At 60.0% G+C, this 22,027-nt stretch carries 20 protein-coding genes, 2 rRNA genes and 1 riboswitch (1 of these 23 cut by a window edge); of the genes, 7 read left to right on the top strand and 15 right to left on the bottom strand.

The genetic code is table 11. The annotated features are described in order from the left end of the window. Window positions 1-12 precede the first annotated feature (12 nt). From fusA to AN401_RS01660, 10 genes are all read right to left on the bottom strand, one after another. Window positions 13-2,112, bottom strand: coding sequence for an elongation factor G (gene fusA, locus AN401_RS01705; protein ID WP_096778371.1), 2,100 nt, complete (start codon window positions 2,110-2,112; stop codon window positions 13-15). 76 nt (window positions 2,113-2,188) lie between these two features. Further along, window positions 2,189-2,659, bottom strand: coding sequence for a 30S ribosomal protein S7 (gene rpsG, locus AN401_RS01700; protein ID WP_094040576.1), 471 nt, complete (start codon window positions 2,657-2,659; stop codon window positions 2,189-2,191). Window positions 2,660-2,743: 84 nt separating this feature from the next. Beyond that, window positions 2,744-3,118, bottom strand: coding sequence for a 30S ribosomal protein S12 (rpsL, locus tag AN401_RS01695; protein WP_094040575.1), 375 nt, complete (start codon window positions 3,116-3,118; stop codon window positions 2,744-2,746). A gap of 132 nt (window positions 3,119-3,250) precedes the next feature. After that, window positions 3,251-3,535 (bottom strand): sulfurtransferase complex subunit TusB, encoded by a 285-nt coding sequence (gene tusB, locus AN401_RS01690; protein ID WP_094040574.1) that lies wholly within the window; start codon window positions 3,533-3,535, stop codon window positions 3,251-3,253. Between the two features lie 7 nt (window positions 3,536-3,542). Beyond that, on the bottom strand, window positions 3,543-3,899 hold the full coding sequence (tusC, locus tag AN401_RS01685) for a sulfurtransferase complex subunit TusC (protein ID WP_094040573.1): 357 nt from the start codon (window positions 3,897-3,899) through the stop codon (window positions 3,543-3,545). Beyond that, a complete protein-coding gene (gene tusD, locus AN401_RS01680; protein WP_094040572.1) occupies window positions 3,899-4,300 on the bottom strand; it encodes a sulfurtransferase complex subunit TusD in 402 nt (133 codons plus the stop codon). Before tusD ends, tusC begins: the two co-directional genes overlap by 1 nt. A gap of 48 nt (window positions 4,301-4,348) precedes the next feature. After that, a complete protein-coding gene (locus AN401_RS01675) occupies window positions 4,349-4,732 on the bottom strand; it encodes a RidA family protein (RefSeq protein ID WP_094040571.1) in 384 nt (127 codons plus the stop codon). Further along, entirely contained in the window at window positions 4,729-5,463 is a 735-nt protein-coding gene (locus tag AN401_RS01670; RefSeq protein ID WP_094040570.1) for a helix-turn-helix transcriptional regulator, read from the bottom strand. Before AN401_RS01670 ends, AN401_RS01675 begins: the two co-directional genes overlap by 4 nt. 111 nt (window positions 5,464-5,574) lie before the next feature. Further along, window positions 5,575-6,069 carry an acetolactate synthase small subunit gene (gene ilvN / locus AN401_RS01665; protein WP_094040569.1) on the bottom strand — a complete coding sequence of 165 codons (495 nt, stop codon included), beginning with the start codon at window positions 6,067-6,069 and terminating at the stop codon, window positions 5,575-5,577. Then, a complete protein-coding gene (locus AN401_RS01660; RefSeq protein WP_094040568.1) occupies window positions 6,069-7,787 on the bottom strand; it encodes an acetolactate synthase 3 large subunit in 1,719 nt (572 codons plus the stop codon). The genes ilvN and AN401_RS01660 overlap by 1 nt, the downstream gene beginning before the upstream one ends. A gap of 789 nt (window positions 7,788-8,576) precedes the next feature. Between AN401_RS01660 and leuA the strand changes: the two genes are divergently transcribed. The 4 genes from leuA to leuD are packed head-to-tail and all read left to right on the top strand — an operon-like array spanning window position 8,577 to window position 13,252. Further along, entirely contained in the window at window positions 8,577-10,142 is a 1,566-nt protein-coding gene (gene leuA / locus AN401_RS01655; protein WP_094040567.1) for a 2-isopropylmalate synthase, read from the top strand. A 2-nt stretch (window positions 10,143-10,144) separates the two neighbouring features. Then, complete coding sequence (gene leuB, locus AN401_RS01650; RefSeq protein ID WP_096778370.1) at window positions 10,145-11,245, top strand: 3-isopropylmalate dehydrogenase; 1,101 nt, start codon at window positions 10,145-10,147, stop codon at window positions 11,243-11,245. After that, window positions 11,245-12,642, top strand: coding sequence for a 3-isopropylmalate dehydratase large subunit (leuC, locus tag AN401_RS01645; protein ID WP_096778369.1), 1,398 nt, complete (start codon window positions 11,245-11,247; stop codon window positions 12,640-12,642). Before leuB ends, leuC begins: the two co-directional genes overlap by 1 nt. Window positions 12,643-12,652: 10 nt before the next feature. After that, a complete protein-coding gene (gene leuD / locus AN401_RS01640; RefSeq protein WP_094040564.1) occupies window positions 12,653-13,252 on the top strand; it encodes a 3-isopropylmalate dehydratase small subunit in 600 nt (199 codons plus the stop codon). An 18-nt stretch (window positions 13,253-13,270) separates the two neighbouring features. Here leuD and AN401_RS01635 read toward each other — a convergent pair whose 3' ends face one another. Both AN401_RS01635 and AN401_RS01630 read right to left on the bottom strand, forming a co-directional pair. Continuing rightward, the gene (locus AN401_RS01635) at window positions 13,271-13,711 is read right to left on the bottom strand and encodes an acyl-CoA thioesterase (protein WP_094040563.1); all 441 of its coding nucleotides are present in this window, start codon (window positions 13,709-13,711) and stop codon (window positions 13,271-13,273) included. Window positions 13,712-13,786: 75 nt separating this feature from the next. Further along, window positions 13,787-14,077 carry a PilZ domain-containing protein gene (locus tag AN401_RS01630; protein ID WP_094040562.1) on the bottom strand — a complete coding sequence of 97 codons (291 nt, stop codon included), beginning with the start codon at window positions 14,075-14,077 and terminating at the stop codon, window positions 13,787-13,789. A 56-nt stretch (window positions 14,078-14,133) separates the two neighbouring features. Further along, window positions 14,134-14,224, top strand: a riboswitch (TPP riboswitch). Window positions 14,225-14,248: 24 nt separating this feature from the next. Between AN401_RS01630 and thiB the strand changes: the two genes are divergently transcribed. Genes thiB through thiQ form a run of 3 tightly spaced genes read left to right on the top strand, consistent with a single transcriptional unit; the run spans window position 14,249 to window position 17,512 of the window. Beyond that, window positions 14,249-15,232, top strand: coding sequence for a thiamine ABC transporter substrate binding subunit (gene thiB, locus AN401_RS01625; protein ID WP_096778368.1), 984 nt, complete (start codon window positions 14,249-14,251; stop codon window positions 15,230-15,232). Continuing rightward, window positions 15,232-16,833, top strand: coding sequence for a thiamine/thiamine pyrophosphate ABC transporter permease (gene thiP / locus AN401_RS01620; RefSeq protein WP_096778367.1), 1,602 nt, complete (start codon window positions 15,232-15,234; stop codon window positions 16,831-16,833). The genes thiB and thiP overlap by 1 nt, the downstream gene beginning before the upstream one ends. Continuing rightward, complete coding sequence (gene thiQ / locus AN401_RS01615) at window positions 16,817-17,512, top strand: thiamine ABC transporter ATP-binding protein (protein ID WP_096778366.1); 696 nt, start codon at window positions 16,817-16,819, stop codon at window positions 17,510-17,512. Before thiP ends, thiQ begins: the two co-directional genes overlap by 17 nt. Here thiQ and AN401_RS01610 read toward each other — a convergent pair. From AN401_RS01610 to AN401_RS01600, 3 genes are all read right to left on the bottom strand, one after another. Continuing rightward, complete coding sequence (locus AN401_RS01610; protein ID WP_096778365.1) at window positions 17,509-18,888, bottom strand: PhoH family protein; 1,380 nt, start codon at window positions 18,886-18,888, stop codon at window positions 17,509-17,511. The genes thiQ and AN401_RS01610 overlap by 4 nt on opposite strands. 342 nt (window positions 18,889-19,230) lie before the next feature. Next, window positions 19,231-19,345: ribosomal RNA gene (gene rrf, locus AN401_RS01605) — 5S ribosomal RNA — on the bottom strand. Window positions 19,346-19,424: 79 nt separating this feature from the next. After that, window positions 19,425-22,027, bottom strand: a 23S ribosomal RNA gene (locus tag AN401_RS01600); it runs 287 nt beyond the window's last position.

The following is a 22,027-nucleotide window of genomic DNA, read 5'->3' as shown; positions in this document are numbered from 1 at the left end:
AACAAAAATTAATTAACCTCTGCGAGAAGCGATAACCGCCTCTGCCATGTTCGCAGGCACTTCGGCGTACTTGGCAAACTCCATGGAGTAAGAAGCACGGCCCTGAGTCTGAGAACGCAGGTCGGTGGCATAGCCGAACATTTCGGACAGCGGTACCAGGGCATTGACTATCTTGCCGGTAGGGCCGTCTTCCATGCCTTCGATGATGCCGCGACGACGGTTAACATCACCGATCACATCACCCATGTACTCTTCCGGCGTTTCTACTTCAACCTTCATCATCGGCTCAAGCAGCGCCGGGTTGCACTTCATGAAACCGGCCTTGAACGCCATGGATCCGGCGATCTTAAAGGCCATTTCAGAAGAGTCAACATCGTGGTAGGAACCATCGTACAGGGTGATCTTGATGTCTTCGATCGGATAACCGGCCAGAACGCCCTGCTTCATCTGCTCTTGAATACCCTTGTCAACGGCGGGGATGTATTCCTTCGGAATCACACCACCGACAACGGCGTTCTCGAACTTGTAGCCGGCACCGGCTTCTTGCGGCTCGATCTTGATCCAGACGTGACCGAACTGACCACGACCACCGGACTGACGCACGAACTTGCCTTCCTGCTCCACGGAGCCACGGATGGTTTCGCGGTAGGCCACCTGGGGTTTGCCCACGTTGGCTTCCACCTTGAATTCACGCTTCATACGGTCGACGATGATGTCCAGGTGCAGCTCGCCCATACCGGCGATAATGGTCTGACCGGATTCTTCATCGGTCCACACGCGGAAAGACGGGTCTTCCTGCGCCAGACGGCCCAGGGCCAGGCCCATTTTTTCCTGGTCTGCCTTGGTTCTCGGCTCGACGGCCACGGAGATAACCGGCTCGGGGAACTCCATCCGCTCGAGAATGATAGGCGCGTCCTGGGCACACAGGGTGTCACCGGTGGTCACGTCTTTCAGACCGATGGCGGCGGCGATGTCACCGGCGCGCACTTCCTTGATCTCTTCCCGCTTGTTGGCGTGCATCTGTACGATACGGCCGAAACGCTCGCGCTTGCCCTTGACGGAGTTCAGCACGGTGTCGCCGGAGTTGATCACACCGGAGTAGACACGGAAGAAGGTCAGGTTACCCACAAAGGGGTCGGTCGCTATCTTGAACGCCAGGGCGGCGAAAGGTGCGGCATCGTCGGCGGTACGGCTGTCCGGCGTTTCACCGTCTTCCTTCACACCGGCGATGGCCGGTACTTCCACCGGCGACGGCAGGTAGTCGACCACCACGTCCAGCATGGCCTGTACGCCCTTGTTCTTGAACGCGGAACCACAGGTCACCAGAATGACTTCGTTGTTCAGCACCCGGCTGCGCAGCGCGGACTTGATCTCTTCCTCGCTCAGTGCGCCTTCTTCCAGGTACTTCTCCATCAGCTCTTCATTGGCTTCGGCGGCGGCTTCCACCAGGTTCTGGTGCCACTCTTCGGCCAGTTCCTGCATCTCTGCAGGAATGTCGTGGTATTCAAAGCTGGTGCCGTTGTCTTCGTCGTTCCAGTCGATGGCTTTCATCTTGACCAGGTCGACCACGCCACGGAAGCCCTCTTCGGCGCCGATCGGCAGTTGTACCGGTACCGGAACGCCTTTCAGGCGGCTCTGGATCTGGGACACCACGCGCAGGAAGTTGGCACCGGTACGGTCCATCTTGTTGACGAAGGCGATACGCGGTACGTGATACTTATTGGCCTGGCGCCACACGGTTTCGGACTGGGGCTGAACGCCACCCACCGCGCAGTACACCATGACGGCACCATCGAGCACCCGCATGGAGCGTTCCACTTCGATGGTAAAGTCAACGTGTCCAGGGGTATCGATGATGTTGATACGGTGCTGGGGATACTGGTGCGCCATACCGTCCCAGAAACAGGTGGTAGCGGCAGAGGTAATGGTAATACCACGCTCCTGCTCCTGCTCCATCCAGTCCATGGTGGCAGCACCATCATGCACTTCACCGATCTTGTGGTTTACACCGGTGTAGAACAGAATACGCTCGGTAGTCGTCGTCTTACCGGCGTCGATGTGAGCGCTGATACCGATGTTACGATAGCGCTCAATTGGGGTTGTACGAGCCACAATGATATCCTCTTGCTAAGGTCAACTGTCCTTAGTCAGCAACCGAAGAGGCGCGGCCTTGACCGCGCCCGTCCAATTACCAGCGATAGTGTGCGAACGCTTTGTTGGCTTCGGCCATACGGTGCACGTCTTCACGCTTCTTGACCGCAGAGCCTTTGTTTTCAGCGGCATCCAGCAGCTCGCCAGCCAGACGCTGAGCCATGGATTTTTCACCACGCTTACGGGCGGCGTCTACCAGCCAGCGCATGGCCAGGGCATTACGACGCACGGGGCGTACTTCAACCGGAACCTGGTAGGTAGAACCACCCACCCGGCGGGATTTAACTTCAACAGTAGGACGAACGTTGTCCAGGGCTTCTTCGAACAGAGCCAGGTGCTCCTTGCTGGTTTTGGCAGCAACGATGTCCAAAGCACCGTAAACAATATTTTCAGAGGTAGATTTCTTACCGTCTACCATTACTACGTTTACGAACTTCGCCAGCAGTTCGGATCCGAACTTGGGATCCGGCAGGATTTTACGCTGGCCGATTACGCGACGTCTTGGCATTGCAAACTCTCCGTAACTTCAGGGATAACCCAAAACAAAACAGGTTAAAAAATAAAATGTTTGGCCTTACTTAACGGAGAACCATTAAGCCTTGGGCTTCTTGGCGCCGTACTTGGAACGGCCTTGGCGACGAGCGGAAACACCAGAGGTGTCCAGTGCGCCACGCACGGTGTGGTAACGAACACCGGGCAAATCTTTAACACGGCCACCGCGGATCAGCACCACGGAGTGCTCTTGCAGGTTGTGACCTTCACCACCGATGTAGGAGTTCACCTCGAAACCGTTGGTCAGACGAACACGGCACACCTTACGCAGTGCGGAGTTCGGCTTCTTCGGGGTGGTGGTGTACACGCGGGTGCATACGCCGCGCTTTTGCGGGCAAGCTTCCAGCGCCGGAACGTTGCTCTTGGCTACGTTCTTTTGACGCGGTTTGCGCACCAGCTGGTTAATTGTTGCCATTAACAGCTCCTGAAAAATATCGTTCTACAGTTGTGAAAAATCCATCCCCGAAAGCGGGGACGCAAAATTCTATGCTTGCCTCGTTTTTGAGTCAAGATTTATACAATTCCTGTCGGTGATTTCTACCCCGCCTCACCAGGCCTGGGGACTGCCCAGCTCCGCCACCAGCGCCACCAGCTCCGCCATGGTCAGGGGTTGTCCCAGGGCGGCGTGCAGCCCCCTGGCCTGCAGATCCTCCTGCATCACATATAGACCACCGGCCTCGGCCAAAGGTTGCAGTCGTGCCTGCCAGGCCGGCGCCGCCACCGCGATGACGGCATCCTGCCATAACAATAGCCGATCTCCGGCCTCCATATAGCGCAGGGCCTGGGCCAGGGTGTGATGGTTCAGCGGGGAGTCCTTGACCGTATGCAGCATAGTCACCTCAAAAACGCAGTCGCACGTCGTAACCGGCCAGTTGCTGCTTCAGCTCGGGCAGCGCCAGCGCGCTGGCCTCAATGACCAGCTCGGCCCCGTTCAGCCCACGCTCCGCCAGCGACTCGGCGCAGACATAGACCGTCTCGATATCGTACAACTCGAGCAGACCGAAGGTCGGCGCATGATGGCGGCCCAGCACGGCGGCGGGATCCTGCCCCGCCAGCAGCTGGTAGACACCATCGCCGATAAAAAATACCGCGATATCCTCGCTCAGGGCCGAGGTGGCCAGGACTGCGTCCAGCCCTTCCCGGCCGGAGGCCGAGCCATGGGGCGAGGTACGAAAGACAAAGGCGATTCGGTTCATCAGAATTGCACCACCCTGTCGGCGCTCAAGGAAGCCTGCGCCAGCTCTCCCAGGCCGCTGAGGCGAAAAGGCGCCACCACGTTCCACTGCGCCAGCCCGGCCTGTTGCGAGGAGGCCTGGTCGCTGAGTCCGCGGCGCAGCGCCGCCGCCACGCAAAGGTCGAGCGCCAGCCCCTGCTCTTCGGCCAGTTCGACCCAGGCCCGGTGCAGGTCAACCTCATCCCCGGCCGGCTGGATCAGCAGGCTGCCGTTGTGCACCCCGTCCTGATAGAAGAAGACATTGTCGATAACATGCCCCTGCTGCAGCAGGGCCCGGGCGAAACGATAGGCGTCGGCGGCGGACTGGGTACCGTAGCAGGGCCCGGTGACCAGCAGGGCAAAACGAAGAGGAGAAGGGTTCATCGGCGGATCCGGACAAAAACGGGGCGACGAGAATCGCCCCGCGGAGACTTACTCGACGTAGGCCACGGCCTCGACTTCGACCAGCACGTCCTTGGGCAGACGGGCCACTTCCACGCAGGAGCGGGCCGGGGCGCCGGCCACGAAATAGCTGGCATAAACTTCGTTAAAGGCCAGGAAGTTGTTCATGTCGGACAGGAAACAGGTGGTTTTCAGCACGGAGGAAGCGCTGGCGCCGGCTTCTTCCAGTACCGCCATCAGGTTGTCCATCACCTGCTTGGTCTGGGCTTCGATGCCGCCTTCGACGATATCCATGGTGACCGGATCCAGGGGGATCTGACCGGAGGTATAGACCATGTTGCCGATACGGGTGGCCTGCACATAGGGGCCGATGGCGGCGGGGGCCTTGTCGGTGGCGATTACGGTTTTAGTCATGGGTACTCCTGGTTGGGCGATGGTTCTTCGTCATCGCGTTTTTTTTGCCGAATATAAAGATAGACGGTGTGTTTGGATATATTCAGTTTGTTCGACACCATGGCGATGGCGTCCTTGATGTCGAAAATGCCTTTCTCGTAGAGCGTGGTGACGATCTGCTTGTTCTTGGCGTTGTTGGCCACTTCCGGGTCGGCATTGATCTCCTCGATGGTCCGCTCCACCGTCAGGGTCACCAGCTCTTCCACGTTGTTGCTGAAGTTCTCCGGCGAGACTTCCGTCAGCTCGGTGGCCTTGGGCAGGAAGTCGGCCATGAATTCATGAAAGGGCGCCCCCAGGTGCAGATTGATGCACAGCAGGCCGATGATGTCTCCCTGCAGGTTGCGCAAGGCCAGGGTCGAGGACTTCATCGGCGAGCCCAGCCGGCTCTGGGTGAAATAGGCCTGGCTGTGGCTCAACCCCTGCTGTTCCAGCTCCGGCAGCAGGCGCAGCGCCAGATCGGTGATGGGCGCACCCTGGGTACGGCCGGTGTTGAAGCCGTTGGCAATCTTGATCACCGAGCACTCCAGATCCTCCAGCGAGTGCAACACCACTTCGCAGTGCTTGCCGAACATCTCGGCCAGGCCGTCCACCATGGCGGCGTAGCCGGCCAGCAGTTGCCGATCCTGCTGGCTGAACGCACGCTTGGCCGCACTCTTCTTGAGGGAACGGGCTGTCCCACTTTCCGCTGGCATCTCTGGCTCCCACCCAAACATCTGGCTCCGATTTTCAACCCATGATGCCAGATGTCAACTTTTTTTGAAGACGTAAAAAAACCGCCCGCAGGCGGTTTTCTGCTTTCAGCTTCAGGCGCGCAGGGCTTTTTCCCCGCGAGACACGCCACAAACTCCGCTGCGCACTACCTCCACCACCTCGGTGGTTTCGCTCATGTTGCGGATAAAGGCGTCCAGCTTGTCGCTGGTACCCACCAACTGCACCGTATAGAGGTGCGGGGTCACGTCGACGATCTGGCCCCGGAAGATATCGGCGGTGCGCTTGACTTCGTCCCGGTTGGCGCCGTCGGCCCGCACCTTGACCAGCACGATTTCCCGTTCGATATGATCGCCGTCGGTCAGGTCGCTCACCTTGAGCACGTCCACCAGCTTGTTCAGCTGCTTGGTGATCTGCTCCAGGACCCGGTCATCACCCGTGGTCACTATGGTCATGCGCGACAGGGTAGGATCCTCGGTGGGGGCCACCGTCAGGGTCTCGATATTGTAGGCCCGCTGGGAGAACAACCCCACCACCCGGCTCAGGGCTCCGGATTCGTTCTCCAGCAACAGGGATATGATTCGCCGCATCAGGTTCTCTCCGTTTTGCTTAACCACATTTCATCCATGGCGCCGGTCTTGATCTGCATGGGGTAGACATGCTCTTCCGGATCGATCTGGATATCCATAAACACCAGCTTGTCGGTGAGGGAGAAGCATTTCTCCAGCGCCGCATCCAGCTCGGCCGGATCGGTCACCCGCATGCCCACATGGCCATAGGCCTCGGCCAGCTTGACGAAATCGGGCAGGGAGTCCATGTAGGAGTGGCTCTGCCGCCCTTCATAGAACATCTTCTGCCATTGCTTCACCATACCGAGGGCCTGGTTGTTCATGGAAATGATCTTCACCGGAATGTTGTACTGCATGCAGGTGGAGAGTTCCTGAATGTTCATCTGAATGGAGCCGTCGCCGGTCACGCAGACGGAAACGGCATCCGGCCGCGCCATCTTGGCCCCCATCGCAGCCGGCAGGCCGAAGCCCATGGTGCCGAGGCCACCGGAGTTGATCCACTGGCGCGGCTTGTCGAAGGGATAGTAAAGGGCGGCAAACATCTGGTGCTGGCCCACGTCGGAGCTGACCATGGCCTCCCCCTTGGTGATGCGGTACACCGACTCGATCACCTGCTGGGGTTTGATGTACTTGTCGCTCTTCTCGTAACGCAGGCACTGGCGGTCCCGCCATTGCTCAATCTGGGTCCACCAGTCGCTCATGGCCTGGCTGTCGGGCTTGAGCCCCAGCTCGCGGATGGCGTCCAGCATTTGCGCCAGCACCGTATCGGCCGAGCCCACGATGGGAATATGGGCCTGGATGGTCTTGGAGATGGAGGTGGGGTCCACGTCCACATGCACTATGGTGGCATGGGGGCAGAACTTGGCCACGTTGTTGGTCACCCGGTCGTCGAAACGGGCACCGATGGCCAGGATCAGATCCGAGTTATGCATGGTCTTGTTGGCTTCATAGGTGCCATGCATGCCCAGCATGCCGACGAACTGCTTGTGGGTGCCGGGCATGCTGCCCAGGCCCATCAGGGTATTGGTCACCGGCAGGTTGAACATTTCGGCCAACTGGACCACCAGGGCGCTGGCCTCGGCGGTGACGGCCCCTCCGCCCACATACATGACCGGCCGCTTGGCCTCTGCCAGGGCCTTCATGGCCTTCTTGATCTGGCCCTTGTGACCGACACCGGTGGGATTGTAGGAACGCATTTCCACCGAGCTGGGGTACACGTAGGGATGCTTTTCCCTCGGGTTCTGCACGTCTTTCGGCAGGTCGACCACCACCGGGCCGGGTCGACCGGTCGCCGCTATGTAATAGGCTTTCTTGATGGCCAGCGGGATATCGGTGGCCTTCTTGCACAGGAAGCTGTGCTTTACGATGGGCCGGGAAATACCGATCATGTCGGTCTCCTGGAAGGCATCGTCGCCGATATAGTTGGTCGGAACCTGGCCGGACAGGATCACCATGGGGATCGAATCCATGTAGGCGGTGGCGATGCCGGTGATGCAGTTGGTCGCTCCCGGGCCCGAGGTGACCAGCACGGTGCCGACCTTGCCGGTGGCGCGGGTATAACCGTCGGCCATATGCACGGCCGCCTGCTCGTGGCGCACCAGCACATGCTCAATCTTGCTGTTTTCGAATAAGGCGTCATAGATATCCAGCACCGAACCGCCAGGATAACCGAAGATATGCTCGATCCCCTGGTCTTCCAGCGCTCGTACCACCATTTCCGCGCCTGATAACATCTCCATGGTAAGCCCTCCAGGCTCTGCTCCGTTCACGTTTGCCACTCTCCCCTGTCGATATTTACAGCCTGGCCCGGCTGGCATATCGCAATATGACAAAGCGAGCAGCTTTTTATCTTTATAAAACAAACACTTCTGCTAGCTAGGCTACAAATAAGCAGAAAAGGGATGAAAAATCACCTTAACCTGCTTTAAATCACTTGTCTATGGCTTTGTACAACGCCCGCCCGCCTCGACAGAGGGGAACTTTATATCAGTTTTCACGACGAAAAAACGGAACCAGTTCCGGCCATGCAGGAGGGCCACGGGTCACTCGCTCCCGGTTGGGCAACGCTCGACCGCGACTCTCCCGCCGCCCGGCCTTCGCCGAGGGCGGCCAGGCCTTGTCCCCGGGAGCGAAAAAACGCCCCCAAGGGAAGAATGACGATTTAATTGCAAAACCCCAAAATAACAGACAAAAAAAATACCATAAGAAACTCAACCAACACAAAATCCCATCAACCACCCAATTTATCGCCTTATCAACCACCAATATTTATCCCATCGCGGCAGCCGGCGATTGACAGCCGCGCCGATTCCCGTTATTGGTATAGCGTTGTTAACGGATTCTTCTTTCGGTGATGAGTGATATGCAAAAGCGCATTCAGCTACTACTACTAACTCTAGAGGTGCACAAGCGCACGGGTTGGGCGTAGCTGGAATTCATCATCCATATATTCAAGTTAAAACCCGTGCCATCCGCACGGGTTTTTTATATCTGTCGCGGGCGGCACGGATCAACAGAGGGGAAGCGACATGTCGAGCCAAGTCATTATATTCGATACCACCTTGCGGGACGGCGAGCAGGCGCTTTCCGCCAGCCTGACGGTCAAGGAAAAACTGCAGATCGCCCTGGCCCTCGAGCGCCTCGGGGTGGACGTGATGGAAGTCGGCTTCCCCATCTCCTCCCCCGGCGACTTCGAGTCGGTACAGACCATCGCCCGCCATATCAAGAACAGCCGGGTCTGCGCCCTGTCCCGCGCCCTCAAGGCCGATATCGACGCCGCCGGCGAAGCCCTGCGGGTGGCGGACCAGTTCCGTATCCACACCTTTATCTCCACCTCCGACATCCATGTGCAGAGCAAGCTGCGCAAGGATTTCGACTCGGTGGTGGAAATGAGCGTCGCCGCGGTCAAGCACGCTCGTGGCTATACGGACGATGTGGAGTTTTCCTGTGAAGACGCCGGCCGCACCCCCATCGACAACCTGTGCCGCATGGTCGAGGCCGTCATCAAGGCCGGCGCCCGCACCGTCAATATTCCCGACACCGTGGGTTACACCGTACCCAGCGAGTTTGGCGGCATTATCAAAACCCTGTTTGAACGGGTGCCCAACATTCACCAGGCGGTGATTTCCGTGCACTGCCACGACGACCTCGGCATGTCGGTGGCCAACTCCATCGCCGCGGTGCAGCAGGGTGCGCGCCAGATCGAGTGCACCATCAACGGCATCGGCGAGCGGGCCGGCAACTGCTCGCTGGAAGAAGTGGCCATGGTCATGAAGACCCGGGGCGAACTGCTCGGGGTGCACACCAACATCAAGCACCAGGAAATCTACCGGACCAGCCAGCTGGTGCGCAACCTGTGCAACATGCCGGTACAGCCCAACAAGGCCATCGTCGGCGCCAACGCCTTCGCCCACTCCTCCGGTATTCATCAGGACGGGGTGCTGAAGAACAAGAACACCTACGAGATCATCACCCCCGAGAGCATCGGTCTGCCCAAGAACCAGCTCAACCTGACCTCCCGCTCCGGCCGCCACGTGATCAAGCACCGCATGGCCGAGATGGGCTACACCGAGCAGGACTACGATCTCGACAGCCTGTACCAGAGCTTCCTCGCCCTGGCGGATCGCAAGGGACAGGTGTTCGACTACGATCTCGAGGCGCTGGTGTTCTTCAGCCAGATCCACGAAGAGCCGGAGCAGTTCAAGCTCAAATACCTGAGCGTGCAGTCCGGCAGCAACGTGATGTCCACCGCCAGCGTACGCATGCAGGTGGGCGAGCAGGTGGTCGACGAGGCCGCCGTCGGCAACGGTCCGGTGGACGCGGTATATCAGTGCATCAATCGCATCACCGGCTACGACATCCGCATCGACAAGTACGAGCTCAAGAGCAAGGGCGAAGGCAAGGATGCGCTGGGCCAGGTGGACATCGTCGCCGAATACAAGGGCCGCAAGTTCCACGGCATGGGCCTGGCCACCGACATCGTCGAGTCCTCCGCCCAGGCGCTGGTGCACGTGATCAACAGCATCTACCGGGCCGAGCAGGTGGCCGAGATGAAAGAAGAAATCCAAAAGAAAATTCGTATGGAGACAGTGTGAGTATGAGTGCAAGCTACAAGGTCGCCGTCTTGCCGGGCGACGGCATCGGTCCCGAGGTGATGGCGCAAGCCCTCAAGGTGCTGGACAAGGTACAGGCCGAGTTCGGTTTCAGCCTGGAGCTGAGCCACCATGACGTGGGCGGTATCGCCATCGACAACCACGGCACTCCGCTGCCGGCGGCGACCCTGGCCGGCTGTGAAGCCGCCGACGCCATCCTGTTCGGCTCGGTCGGCGGTCCCAAGTGGGAAAAGCTGCCTCCCAACGAGCAGCCCGAGCGCGGTGCCCTGCTGCCCCTGCGCGGTCACTTCAAGCTGTTCTGCAATATGCGCCCCGCCAAGATCTACCAGGGCCTGGAAGGCTTCTCGCCGCTGCGCGCCGACATCAGCGCCCGCGGCTTCGACATCCTGTGCATGCGCGAGCTGACCGGCGGCATCTACTTCGGCCAGCCCAAGGGCCGGGAAGGCTCCGGCCCCGAAGAGAAGGCGTTCGACACCGAGGTCTATCACCGCTATGAAATCGAACGCATCGCCCGGCTGGCGTTCGAGGCGGCCCGCGGCCGTCGCGGCCTGGTCACCTCGGTGGACAAGGCCAACGTGCTGCAGGCTTCCATCCTGTGGCGGGAAGTGGTGATCGAAGTGGCCAGGGAATACCCGGACGTGACCCTGAACCACATCTACATCGACAACGCCACCATGCAGCTGATCAAGGATCCGTCCCAGTTCGACGTGCTGCTGTGCTCCAACCTGTTCGGCGACATCATCTCCGACGAGATGGCGATGATCACCGGCTCCATGGGCCTGCTGCCCTCGGTCAGCCTGAACGACAAGGGCTTTGGCCTGTACGAGCCGGCCGGCGGCACCGCCCCGGATATCGCCGGCAAGAATATCGCCAACCCCATCGCCCAGATCCTCTCCGCCGCCCTGATGCTGCGTTACAGCTTCAAACAGGAAGAGGCCGCCCAGGCCATCGAGCGGGCCGTGAGCGAAACCCTGGCCGCCGGCTACTTCACCGGTGATCTTTACAGTGCCGCTGCCGAACATCCGGTACAGAGCACCAGTCAAATGGGTGAGCAGATAGTCGCGCGCATCAGGAGAGCAAACTAATGGCCAAGACCCTCTATCAGAAAGTTTTCGACGCCCACCTGGTACGCGATGAAGCCGGCGAAACCCCGCTGCTCTATATCGACCGCCACCTGGTGCACGAAGTCACCTCGCCCCAGGCCTTCGACGGCCTGCGCGAAAAGGGCCGCAAGCTGCGCCGCCCGGACCGCACCTGGGCGACCATGGATCACAACGTCTCCACCCAGACCAACGACATCGCCGCTTCCGGCGAGATGGCCCGCATCCAGATGGAAACCCTGGCCAAAAACTGCGAAGAGTTCGGCGTGCCGCTCTATGACCTGCACCACAAGTACCAGGGCATAGTGCACGTGATCGGTCCCGAGCTGGGGCTGACCCTGCCCGGCACCACCATCGTCTGCGGCGACTCCCACACCGCCACCCACGGCGCCTTCGGTGCCTTGGCCTTCGGCATCGGCACCTCCGAGGTGGAACACGTCATGGCCACCCAGACCCTGAAGCAGGGCCGGGCCAAAACCATGAAAATCCAGGTCAACGGCGCACTCAAGCCGGGCATCAGCGCCAAGGACGTGGTGCTGGCCATCATCGGCAAGGTCGGCCACGCCGGCGGCACCGGCTATGTGGTGGAATTCTGCGGCCAGGTGATCGAGTCCCTGTCGATGGAAGCGCGCATGACCATCTGCAACATGGCCATCGAACTCGGCGCCAAGGCCGGCCTGGTGGCTCCCGACCAGACCACCTTCGACTACCTCAAGGGCCGCCCCTTCGCGCCCGAGGGCGAGCAGTGGGAAGCGGCGGTCGCCTACTGGAGCACCCTGAAGTCCGACGCGGACGCCGTCTTCGACGCCGTGGTCGAGCTGGAGGGCGCCGAGATCGCGCCCCAGGTGACCTGGGGCACCAACCCGGGTCAGGTGATGCCGGTGGATGGCACCATCCCCTCCCCGGACGATTTCGAGGATCCCATCGAGCGCCAGTCCGCCGCCAAGGCACTGCAATACATGGCTATTCAGGCCGGTGGCAAGCTGACCGACGTACAAATCGACAAGGTGTTTATCGGCTCCTGCACCAACAGCCGCATCGAGGATCTGCGCGCCGCCGCCGCCGTGGCCCGTGGCCGCAAGGTCGCCGCCGGAGTACAGGCGCTGGTGGTCCCCGGCTCCCAGCAGGTGAAGGCCCAGGCCGAAGCGGAAGGGCTGGATAAAATCTTTATCGACGCCGGCTTCGAGTGGCGTCTGCCCGGCTGCTCCATGTGCCTGGCCATGAACAACGACCGGCTGGCGCCGGGCGAGCGTTGTGCCGCCACCAGCAACCGCAACTTCGAAGGCCGCCAGGGCCGCGGTGGCCGCACCCATCTGGTGAGCCCGGCCATGGCCGCCGCCGCCGCCGTGTTCGGTCACTTCGTCGACATCCGGGATTTATAAGGGGTAAACCATGAGCGGATTCAAGCAATTAACCGGTATCGCCGCCCCCCTGGACGCGGCCAACGTAGACACCGATCAGATCATCCCCAAGCAGTTCCTGCAGAAGGTGACCCGGTCCGGCTTCGGCAAGCACCTGTTCCACGACTCGCGGTTTCTGGATGACGCCGGCGAGCAGCCCAACCCGGAGTTCGTGCTCAACCAGGCGCCCTACGACCGGGCGGTGATCCTGCTGGCCCGGGAAAACTTCGGTTGCGGCTCCAGCCGCGAACACGCCCCCTGGGCCCTGGCCGACTTCGGCCTCAGGGCCATCATAGCGCCGAGCTTCGCCGACATCTTCTACGGCAACGCCATCAACAACGGCATGGTGCCGGTGCGGCTGAGCGAGGAGCAGGTGGAAGCCCTGTTCCAGTACGTCAATGCCGACAAGGGTGCCGAGATCACCGTGGATCTGGAAGCCCAGCAGGTGCGCGCCGGCGAACTCGCTTTCCCCTTCGAGATCGACGAATTCCGCCGCTACTGCCTGCTCAACGGCCTGGACAATATCGGCCTGACCCTGCAGCACGCGGATCAGATCGACGCCTACGAGGCCAGGCAGCCGGACTGGCTGTAATCCACGACAACGCCGGCGCTAGCCGGCGTTGTTTTCTCCTTCCAGCTGCAGCACCCGCCGCTTCAGTGCCTCGCCGAGCGGTGCCCTGCGCCCGGTCCCGAAATCCACCATCACCACCCGCGCCGAGCCTTCGGTCGTTACCGTCTGCTGGGCCTGGCTGAGGATACGGTACTCCATGGTAAAGCCGTGCTCGTCCAGCTCGATGACCCTGGCCTCGGCCCTCAGGGTGTCGGGAAAGGTCACCGGCCGGCGGTAACGGGCGGAGGTTTCCGCCAGCACCGGCCCCACGCCCGCCGTACTCAGTACGTCCAGCATGCCGATGCGGCGCAGGTACTCAATGCGTACCGTCTCGAAATACCGGAAATAGACCACGTTGTTGACGTGGTTGAGCGCGTCCATCTCGCCCCAGGCGACGGGGATCTCGACGCTGACCGGAAAACGGGGTTCGTCCCTGGACATGGTGATACCTCCTGAACAAGTTTAGAGCTTTTAATCTAACCACAATCCGGGAGACATTCAATGAACCTCCTGTCCTCAATGGACCTCGCTCAATGCCAGGGCCACCAGGTCCACTCCATCGCCGGGTTCGAGCCGGATCACCCTGGCCGTGGCGGTCAGGGGCTCCACGCCAGCGTCAACCGAGGGCAACACCAGCCGCCATTCCTGCCCCAGTTGGCACTTGCCGGCGGCGACTTCCATCAGGAGCCCCTCGGCACTGAGGTTGCGGCAGATCCCCTCCACCCTTTCCTTGGTGGTGGCCAGGATCACCTTGGCATCCAGTTGCATGCGGCTGTACAGCCGTTGTTCTTCATGGGCGGGTAGCATAGGCCTTCTTCCTTATAGCACTGGTTTAACAAAACGAATGGTCCTACAATAGCGGCCATTCTCGAACGGGGTGCGGCCAGCCGCTGAGATCATACTCGTACACCTGATCCGGGTCGTGCCGGCGTAGGGATTTGAGCACTCGGCCCTACCCTATCCACAAGGAGTGGCCCTGTGAAAAAAGCCCTGATTGCCCTGCCCCTGCTCGCCGCCGGCCAGGCCATGGCGCAAGATCCGACCCTGACCATCTATACCTATAGCTCATTTGCGTCCGATTGGGGCCCTGGGCCGGCCATCGAGCAGGCCTTCGAGGCGGAATGTGGCTGTAATCTCGAGTTCGTGGCCCTGGACGATGGGGTTTCCATCCTCAACCGACTGCGACTCGAAGGCGCCAATACCAAGGCCGACATCGTACTGGGGCTGGACAACAACCTGCTGCAGGCCGCCAAGGACACCGGCCTGTTGGCCGAGCACGGTCAATCCCTCGAAGGGCTCAAGGTGCCCGGCGGCTGGAGCGATTCCGTCTTCCTGCCCTTCGACTACGGCTACTTCGCCTTTATCTACGACGCCGAGCGCCTCGCCAATCCCCCCGCCAGCTTCGCCGAGCTGCTGGAACGCCCCGAGCTGACCCTGCTGTACCAGGATCCGCGTACCAGCACCCCGGGCCAGGGCCTGATGCTGTGGGTGCAGAAGCTCTATGGCGAGCAGGCCCCCGAGGTCTGGCAGAACCTGGCCAAGCGTACCGTGTCCGTCACCAAGGGCTGGAGTGAGTCCTACGGCATGTTCCTCAAGGGCGAGGCGGATCTGGTGCTGTCCTACACCACTTCCCCCGCCTACCACATAGAAGCGGAGCAGAAGACCCAGTACCGGGCCGCCGGCTTCGAGGAAGGCCACTACCTGCAGGTGGAGGTAGCCGCCCGGCTCAATACCAGCCAGCAGCCAGAACTGGCCGAGCGCTTCCTGCAGTTCATGGTGAGCCCCGGCTTTCAGCAGCACATTCCCGCCGGCAACTGGATGTACCCGGTGATCGATGTCGAACTGCCCGCCGGCTTCGATACCCTGGTGAGCCCTGAACAGCCGCTCAGCTTCAGCGCCGAGGAAGTTTCCGAACAGCGCCAGGGCTGGCTGCGGCAGTGGCTGGGTGCCGTAACCCGCTGATGCCGAACCGGTACTGGTGGCTGCCGGGCAGCCTCAGCCTGCTCGGCATACTGCTGCTCACCGCAGGGCCCATAGGGGCCCTGCTGCTGCAAGGCGGCCAGATGTCCCTGGGGAAGGTGCTCGCAGATCCTTATCTGCGCCACGTCATCTGGTTCAGCTTCTACCAGGCCTTGCTGTCCACCCTGCTCAGCCTGCTGCTGGCCATTCCCCTGGCCCAGGCCCTGTCCCGTCGTTATTTTCCCGGGCGAACCCTGCTGTTGCGCCTGTTCGGGCTCTCGCTGGTGTTGCCGGTGATCCTGGTGGTATTCGGCATCGTCGCCGTCCATGGCCGCCAGGGCTGGGTCAACCAGTTGCTGGGGTTGATCGGCCTGGAGCCCGTCAGCTACCTCTATGGCCTGCCCGGCATCCTGCTGGCCCATGTGTTCTTCAACATGCCCCTGGCGGCCCGGATCCTGCTGCAGGCCATCGAAGGCATTCCCCAAAGCCAGTGGCGAATGGCCAGCCAGCTCGGCTTCAGCGGCTGGCAGCTGTTACGCTGGCTGGAGTGGCCGGCCATGCGCGGCACCCTGCCCGCGCTGGCCAGCATGATCTTCATGCTCTGCTTTACCAGCTTCGCCACCGTGATGGCGCTGGGCGGCGGGCCCAGGTCCACCACCCTGGAGGTGGCCATCTACCAGGCCCTGCGCTTCGACTTCGACCTGCCTCTGGCGGGCATGCTGGCCGTGCTGCAATTGTTGTTCTGCAGCGGCTTCCTGTTGCTGCAGTACTGGTTGACCAGGCCGGTGCTCCACTCACCGGAGAGGCAGCTCCTCTCTGCCCGACCGGACCGGCACTGGAGAGGCGTCTATCTTTGGGATCTGCTGGTACTGAGCCTTTGTCTCGTCCTTTTTCTACCGCCCCTGCTGGCCATCATCGTCAGCGGCCTCAACCCCAGTCTGTGGACGGCCTTGAGTTCTTCCCTGCTATGGCGGGCCACGGCCAGTTCCCTGCTTATCGCCGGTGGCGCCGGGCTGCTGTCGGTGCTGCTCACCCTGGGACTGCTGAGCAGCAGCCGTCATCTCAGGCTGAGGCTGCATCACAGAATAGGAGCGGCGCTGATGGAAGCCACCGGCTCGGTGATCTTGGTGCTGCCCGCGGTGGTGCTCTCCACCGGGCTCTTTATCCTGCTGCGCAGCTCGTTCGATGTGTTCACCCTGGGTCCCTTGCTGGTGTTGCTGGTCAACGCCCTGATGGCGCTGCCCTATGGGCTGCGCGCCCTGCAGCAGCCCATGGAGCGGATTGCCCGCCAGTATGACCGTCTCTGTACCAGCCTCGACATAGGAGGGCTGAACCGGCTCCGACAGCTGGAGTGGCCCCTGCTGCGCAAACCGGCCGCCCTGGCACTGGCCCTGGCGATGATGCTGTCGCTGGGCGATCTCAGCGCCATCGCCATGTTCGGCAGCCAGCATCTGCAAACCCTGCCCTGGCTGCTGTACCAGCAGTTGGGCAACTACCAGATGACGGAAGCGGCGGCCACCTCGCTGATCCTGCTGTTGCTGAGCCTGGGACTGTTCATCCTGATCGAAGGCGTGCTGGGAGGTAAAGATGCTGGTACTCGATGAGCTACGCTCCCGCTATCCGGAGCAGGAACTGTGTTTTTCTCTCCGGGCCGAGGCGGGGGAAATCACCGCCCTGATCGGACCGAGCGGCGCCGGCAAGTCGACCCTGCTGGCCATGGTGGCCGGCTTTGCCCGGGTCGACTCGGGGCGGCTCTGCCTCGACGGCCGGGATTTGCTGCCCCTGCCACCGGCCCAAAGGCCCATGACCACCCTGTTCCAGGACAACAACCTGTTCTGGCATATGACGGTCTACCAGAATATCGCCATCGGCCTGTCTCCTTCCCTACGACTGACGGCCGCTCAACGGGAAGACGTGGAACAGGTCGCCCGGCAGGTGGGCATAGCGGCCCTGCTCCAGCGCAAGCCGGCGAGCCTGTCGGGGGGACAACAGCAAAGGGTGGGGTTGGCCCGCTGCCTGGTGCGCCAGACACCGGTGCTCTTGCTGGATGAGCCCTTTTCCGCCCTGGACCCGGCCCTGCGCTTCGAGTTGCTGGATCTGTTGCGGACACAGACCGATAGGCTCGGCCTGACGGTGTTGCTGGTTACCCATCATCCGGATGAGGCGGCCAGGGTCGCCGATCGCATCGCCTTCGTTTACGACGGCCACATCCTTGAGCAGGGCGACAAGGGGCTGTTGTCAGCCCCCCGCACCCCGGCGCTGCAGGCCTATCTGGGCCGTTAGAGGTTTTCCTCGGCGAAGGAGGCCAGGCGGCTGCGCACCACGCCGTTGAGATAGATGTTGGCGCTGCCTTCAAAATCCTTGAAGCGCTCCACTATGTAGGTCAGCCCGGAGGTCACCGGGGTCAGGTAGTTGGAATCGATCTGCGCCAAATTGCCCGAACACACCAGCTTGGTGCCTTCGCCACAGCGAGTGATAATGGTCTTGAGCTGGGATGCGGTCAGGTTCTGGCACTCGTCCAGCAGCACGAAGGTATTCTGGATGCTGCGCCCACGCATGAAGTTGACCGACTTGAACTGGATATTGGCCTTGCCCATGATGTAACTTAACGAGCCGTCCATGCATTCATCCTGCTTGTGCAGCACTTCCAGGGTGTCGGTGATGGCGCCCAGCCAGGGGGCCATTTTTTCCTCTTCGGTGCCGGGCAGGAAGCCGATGCTCTCGGCTATTTCGGGAGTATTGCGGGTCACGATGACCCTGTCGTAGATACCCTTCTCGATGGTCATTTCCAGGGCGGTGGCCATGGCCAGCAGAGTCTTGCCGCAACCGGCGGGGCCGGTCAGGATCACCAGATCGATATGGGGATCCAGCAGGGCATCCAGCGCCATCGCCTGATAGATGTTCTTGGGATGAATGCCCCAGGCCTTGCGCCCCATCATCCGCTCCCGTCCCAGATCGACGAAGCGTACCTTGCCCTCCCCCTTGCTCAGAACCCGCCCGGCGAAATCGTCGGTATCGTCGATCAGGTACTGGTTGATATGGGCCGCCGGCAGTACCTCGTCGGCAACCGTATGGATGACCTCCCGGCCATGGGTTTCACTTTCACATTCCCCCACCTTGTCCCAGAAGCTGTCTTCCACACTATAGAAGCCCTTGGACAACAGGCGGATATCGTCCACCAACTGGTCCGAACGGTAGTCCTCCACATGCTGCAGGCCGGCGCCCTTGGCCTTGAGCCGCATGTTGATGTCCTTGGTCACCAGTACCGCCATGCCCTCGGTATGATGCTTTTGCAGATAGAGCGCGGTGTTGATGATGCGATTGTCGGCCTCGTCGTCGGTGAATACCGCATAGCCTTCCGGTAAATGCCGATCGGAGATAATGGCAATGGTACCGCTGGCCTCGTCGTCCTTCAGCCCCAGCGGCACCCCGGCCAGGATCTGCTCCGGGGTGGCATCGTGAAAGATGTCTTCCAGGGTGCGAATCGCTACCCGGGCATCGCGGCTGACGTCCTTCTGCCGGTCCTTGATCCGGTCCAGCTCTTCGAGCACCGTCATGGGTATAACGACATTGTGTTCCTTGAAGGAATAGATGGAGAGGGGTTCGTGCAGGAGTACGTTGGTATCCAGAATAAAGCGTTTACGGTCGTTGCCGTCCATAGGCATGCTCCCCGGGCCTGGCCCTTGTCATGGTCATTGCTCAGTTAAACCACCGTGCAATGACAGCTTTATTACACTTTAACGCTATGACGTTTTATAACACTCGGCAAGTGATTGCTTATGATGCTTATCATCCATGAGGCTTGACTCACTAAATCACAAGACGGGAAAACAGACCAGCGCTTTTTGTGAACTTCCTCACGGTAGTGAGAACCGAAGGAGGATGTAATTGGCGGATCGAATGGGTTCCTTACGAAGCCAGTCAATGGTTCGATGGATGGGTAAAATCCTGCAGGAACGAAAAAACCCCGACACTTTCGTATCGGGGTTTTCCAATTGGGTGCCTGGCAGTGACCTACTTTCACATGGCAGCTGCCACACTATCATCGGCGCGGGTGCGTTTCACTTCTGAGTTCGGCATGGGGTCAGGTGGGACCACAACGCTATCGCCGCCAGGCATAAACTTTAATCCGGAAAAGCTGTCTTCGATGAATTTGTTCTCGAAACCGCAAGGTCTCACACTTCTTGGGTGTTGTATGGTTAAGCCGCACGGGTCATTAGTACAGGTTAGCTGCACGTATCGCTACGCTTCCACACCCTGCCTATCTACGTCCTAGTCTCGGACGGCCCTTCAGGAGGTTCTAGACCTCTGGGATGACTCATCTCGGGGCTCGCTTCCCGCTTAGATGCTTTCAGCGGTTATCGATTCCGAACTTAGCTACCGGGCAGTGCCATTGGCATGACAACCCGAACACCAGCGGTTCGTTCACTCCGGTCCTCTCGTACTAGGAGCAACCCCCCTCAATCATCCAACGCCCACGGCAGATAGGGACCGAACTGTCTCACGACGTTCTGAACCCAGCTCGCGTACCACTTTAAATGGCGAACAGCCATACCCTTGGGACCGACTTCAGCCCCAGGATGTGATGAGCCGACATCGAGGTGCCAAACACCGCCGTCGATATGAACTCTTGGGCGGTATCAGCCTGTTATCCCCGGAGTACCTTTTATCCGTTGAGCGATGGCCCTTCCATTCAGAACCACCGGATCACTATGACCTGCTTTCGCACCTGCTCGACCTGTCCGTCTCGCAGTTAAGCTGGCTTATGCCATTGCACTAACCGTACGATGTCCGACCGTACTTAGCCAACCTTCGTGCTCCTCCGTTACGCTTTGGGAGGAGACCGCCCCAGTCAAACTACCCACCAGGCACTGTCCGCAACCCCGATCAGGGGCCTACGTTAGAACATCAAACATACAAGGGTGGTATTTCAAGGTCGGCTCCACGGCAACTGGCGTCACCGCTTCTCAGCCTCCCACCTATCCTACACATGTAGGGTCAATGTTCAGTGCCAAGCTATAGTAAAGGTTCACGGGGTCTTTCCGTCTAGCCGCGGGTACACCGCATCTTCACGGCGATTTCAATTTCACTGAGTCTCGGGTGGAGACAGCGTGGCCATGGTTACACCATTCGTGCAGGTCGGAACTTACCCGACAAGGAATTTCGCTACCTTAGGACCGTTATAGTTACGGCCGCCGTTTACCGGGGCTTCGATCAAGAGCTTCACCTTGCGGCTAACCCCATCAATTAACCTTCCGGCACCGGGCAGGTGTCACACCGTATACGTCCTCTTACGAGTTTGCACAGTGCTGTGTTTTTGATAAACAGTCCCAGCCACCTGGTCACTGCGACTGGCTCAGGCTCCATCCGCAAGGGACTTCACCCGCTCCAGCGTACCTTCTCCCGAAGTTACGGTACTATTTTGCCTAGTTCCTTCACCCGAGTTCTCTCAAGCGCCTTGGTATTCTCTACCCGACCACCTGTGTCGGTTTGGGGTACGGTTCACACACATCTGAAGCTTAGAGGCTTTTCCTGGAAGCCGGGCATCAATGACTTCGTCACCGTGGTGACTTCGTCTCGGGTCTCAGTGTTATGCGTCCGGATTTGCCTAAACGCACCACCTACACCCTTTCACCAGGACTACCAACGCCTGGCCCATCTAGCCTTCTCCGTCCCCCCATCGCAATGTGTGTCAGTACGGGAATATTAACCCGTTTCCCATCGACTACGGCTTTCGCCCTCGCCTTAGGGGCCGACTCACCCTGCCCCGATTAACGTTGGACAGGAACCCTTGGTCTTCCGGCGAGGAGGTTTTTCACCCCCTTTATCGTTACTCATGTCAGCATTCGCACTTCTGATATCTCCAGCATGCCTCACGACACACCTTCGCAGACTTACAGAACGCTCCCCTACCACTCAGAATAAATTCTGAATCCGCGGCTTCGGTGCCTGGTTTAGCCCCGTTACATCTTCCGCGCAGGCCGACTCGACCAGTGAGCTATTACGCTTTCTTTAAATGATGGCTGCTTCTAAGCCAACATCCTGGCTGTCTGAGCCTTCCCACCTCGTTTCCCACTTAACCAGAACTTGGGGACCTTAGCCGGCGGTCTGGGTTGTTTCCCTCTTCACGACGGACGTTAGCACCCGCCGTGTGTCTCCCGGATAGTACTTACTGGTATTCGGAGTTTGCATGGGGTTGGTAAGTCGGGATGACCCCCTAGCCCAAACAGTGCTCTACCCCCAGTAGTATAAGTCCGAGGCGCTACCTAAATAGCTTTCGGGGAGAACCAGCTATCTCCCGGTTTGATTGGCCTTTCACCCCCAGCCACAGGTCATCCCCTAACTTTGCAACGTTAGTGGGTTCGGTCCTCCAGTTGATGTTACTCAACCTTCAACCTGCCCATGGCTAGATCACCGGGTTTCGGGTCTACTCCTAGCAACTCATCGCCCAGTTAAGACTCGGTTTCCCTACGGCTCCCCTATACGGTTAACCTTGCTACTAAAAGTAAGTCGCTGACCCATTATACAAAAGGTACGCAGTCACCCCACAAGGAGGCTTCCACTGCTTGTACGTACACGGTTTCAGGTTCTATTTCACTCCCCTCACAGGGGTTCTTTTCGCCTTTCCCTCACGGTACTGGTTCACTATCGGTCAGTCAGGAGTATTTAGCCTTGGAGGATGGTCCCCCCATGTTCAGACAGGATAACACGTGTCCCGTCCTACTCGATTTCACAACAAGGGCGGTTTGGTGTACGGGGCTATCACCCACTATGGCCGGCCTTTCCAGGGCCGTTCCA

The organism is Zobellella denitrificans, from assembly GCF_002407485.1.
Classification (GTDB): Bacteria; Pseudomonadota; Gammaproteobacteria; order Enterobacterales; family Aeromonadaceae; genus Oceanimonas; species Oceanimonas denitrificans.
This window is presented reverse-complemented; position numbering and strand designations above follow the sequence as displayed.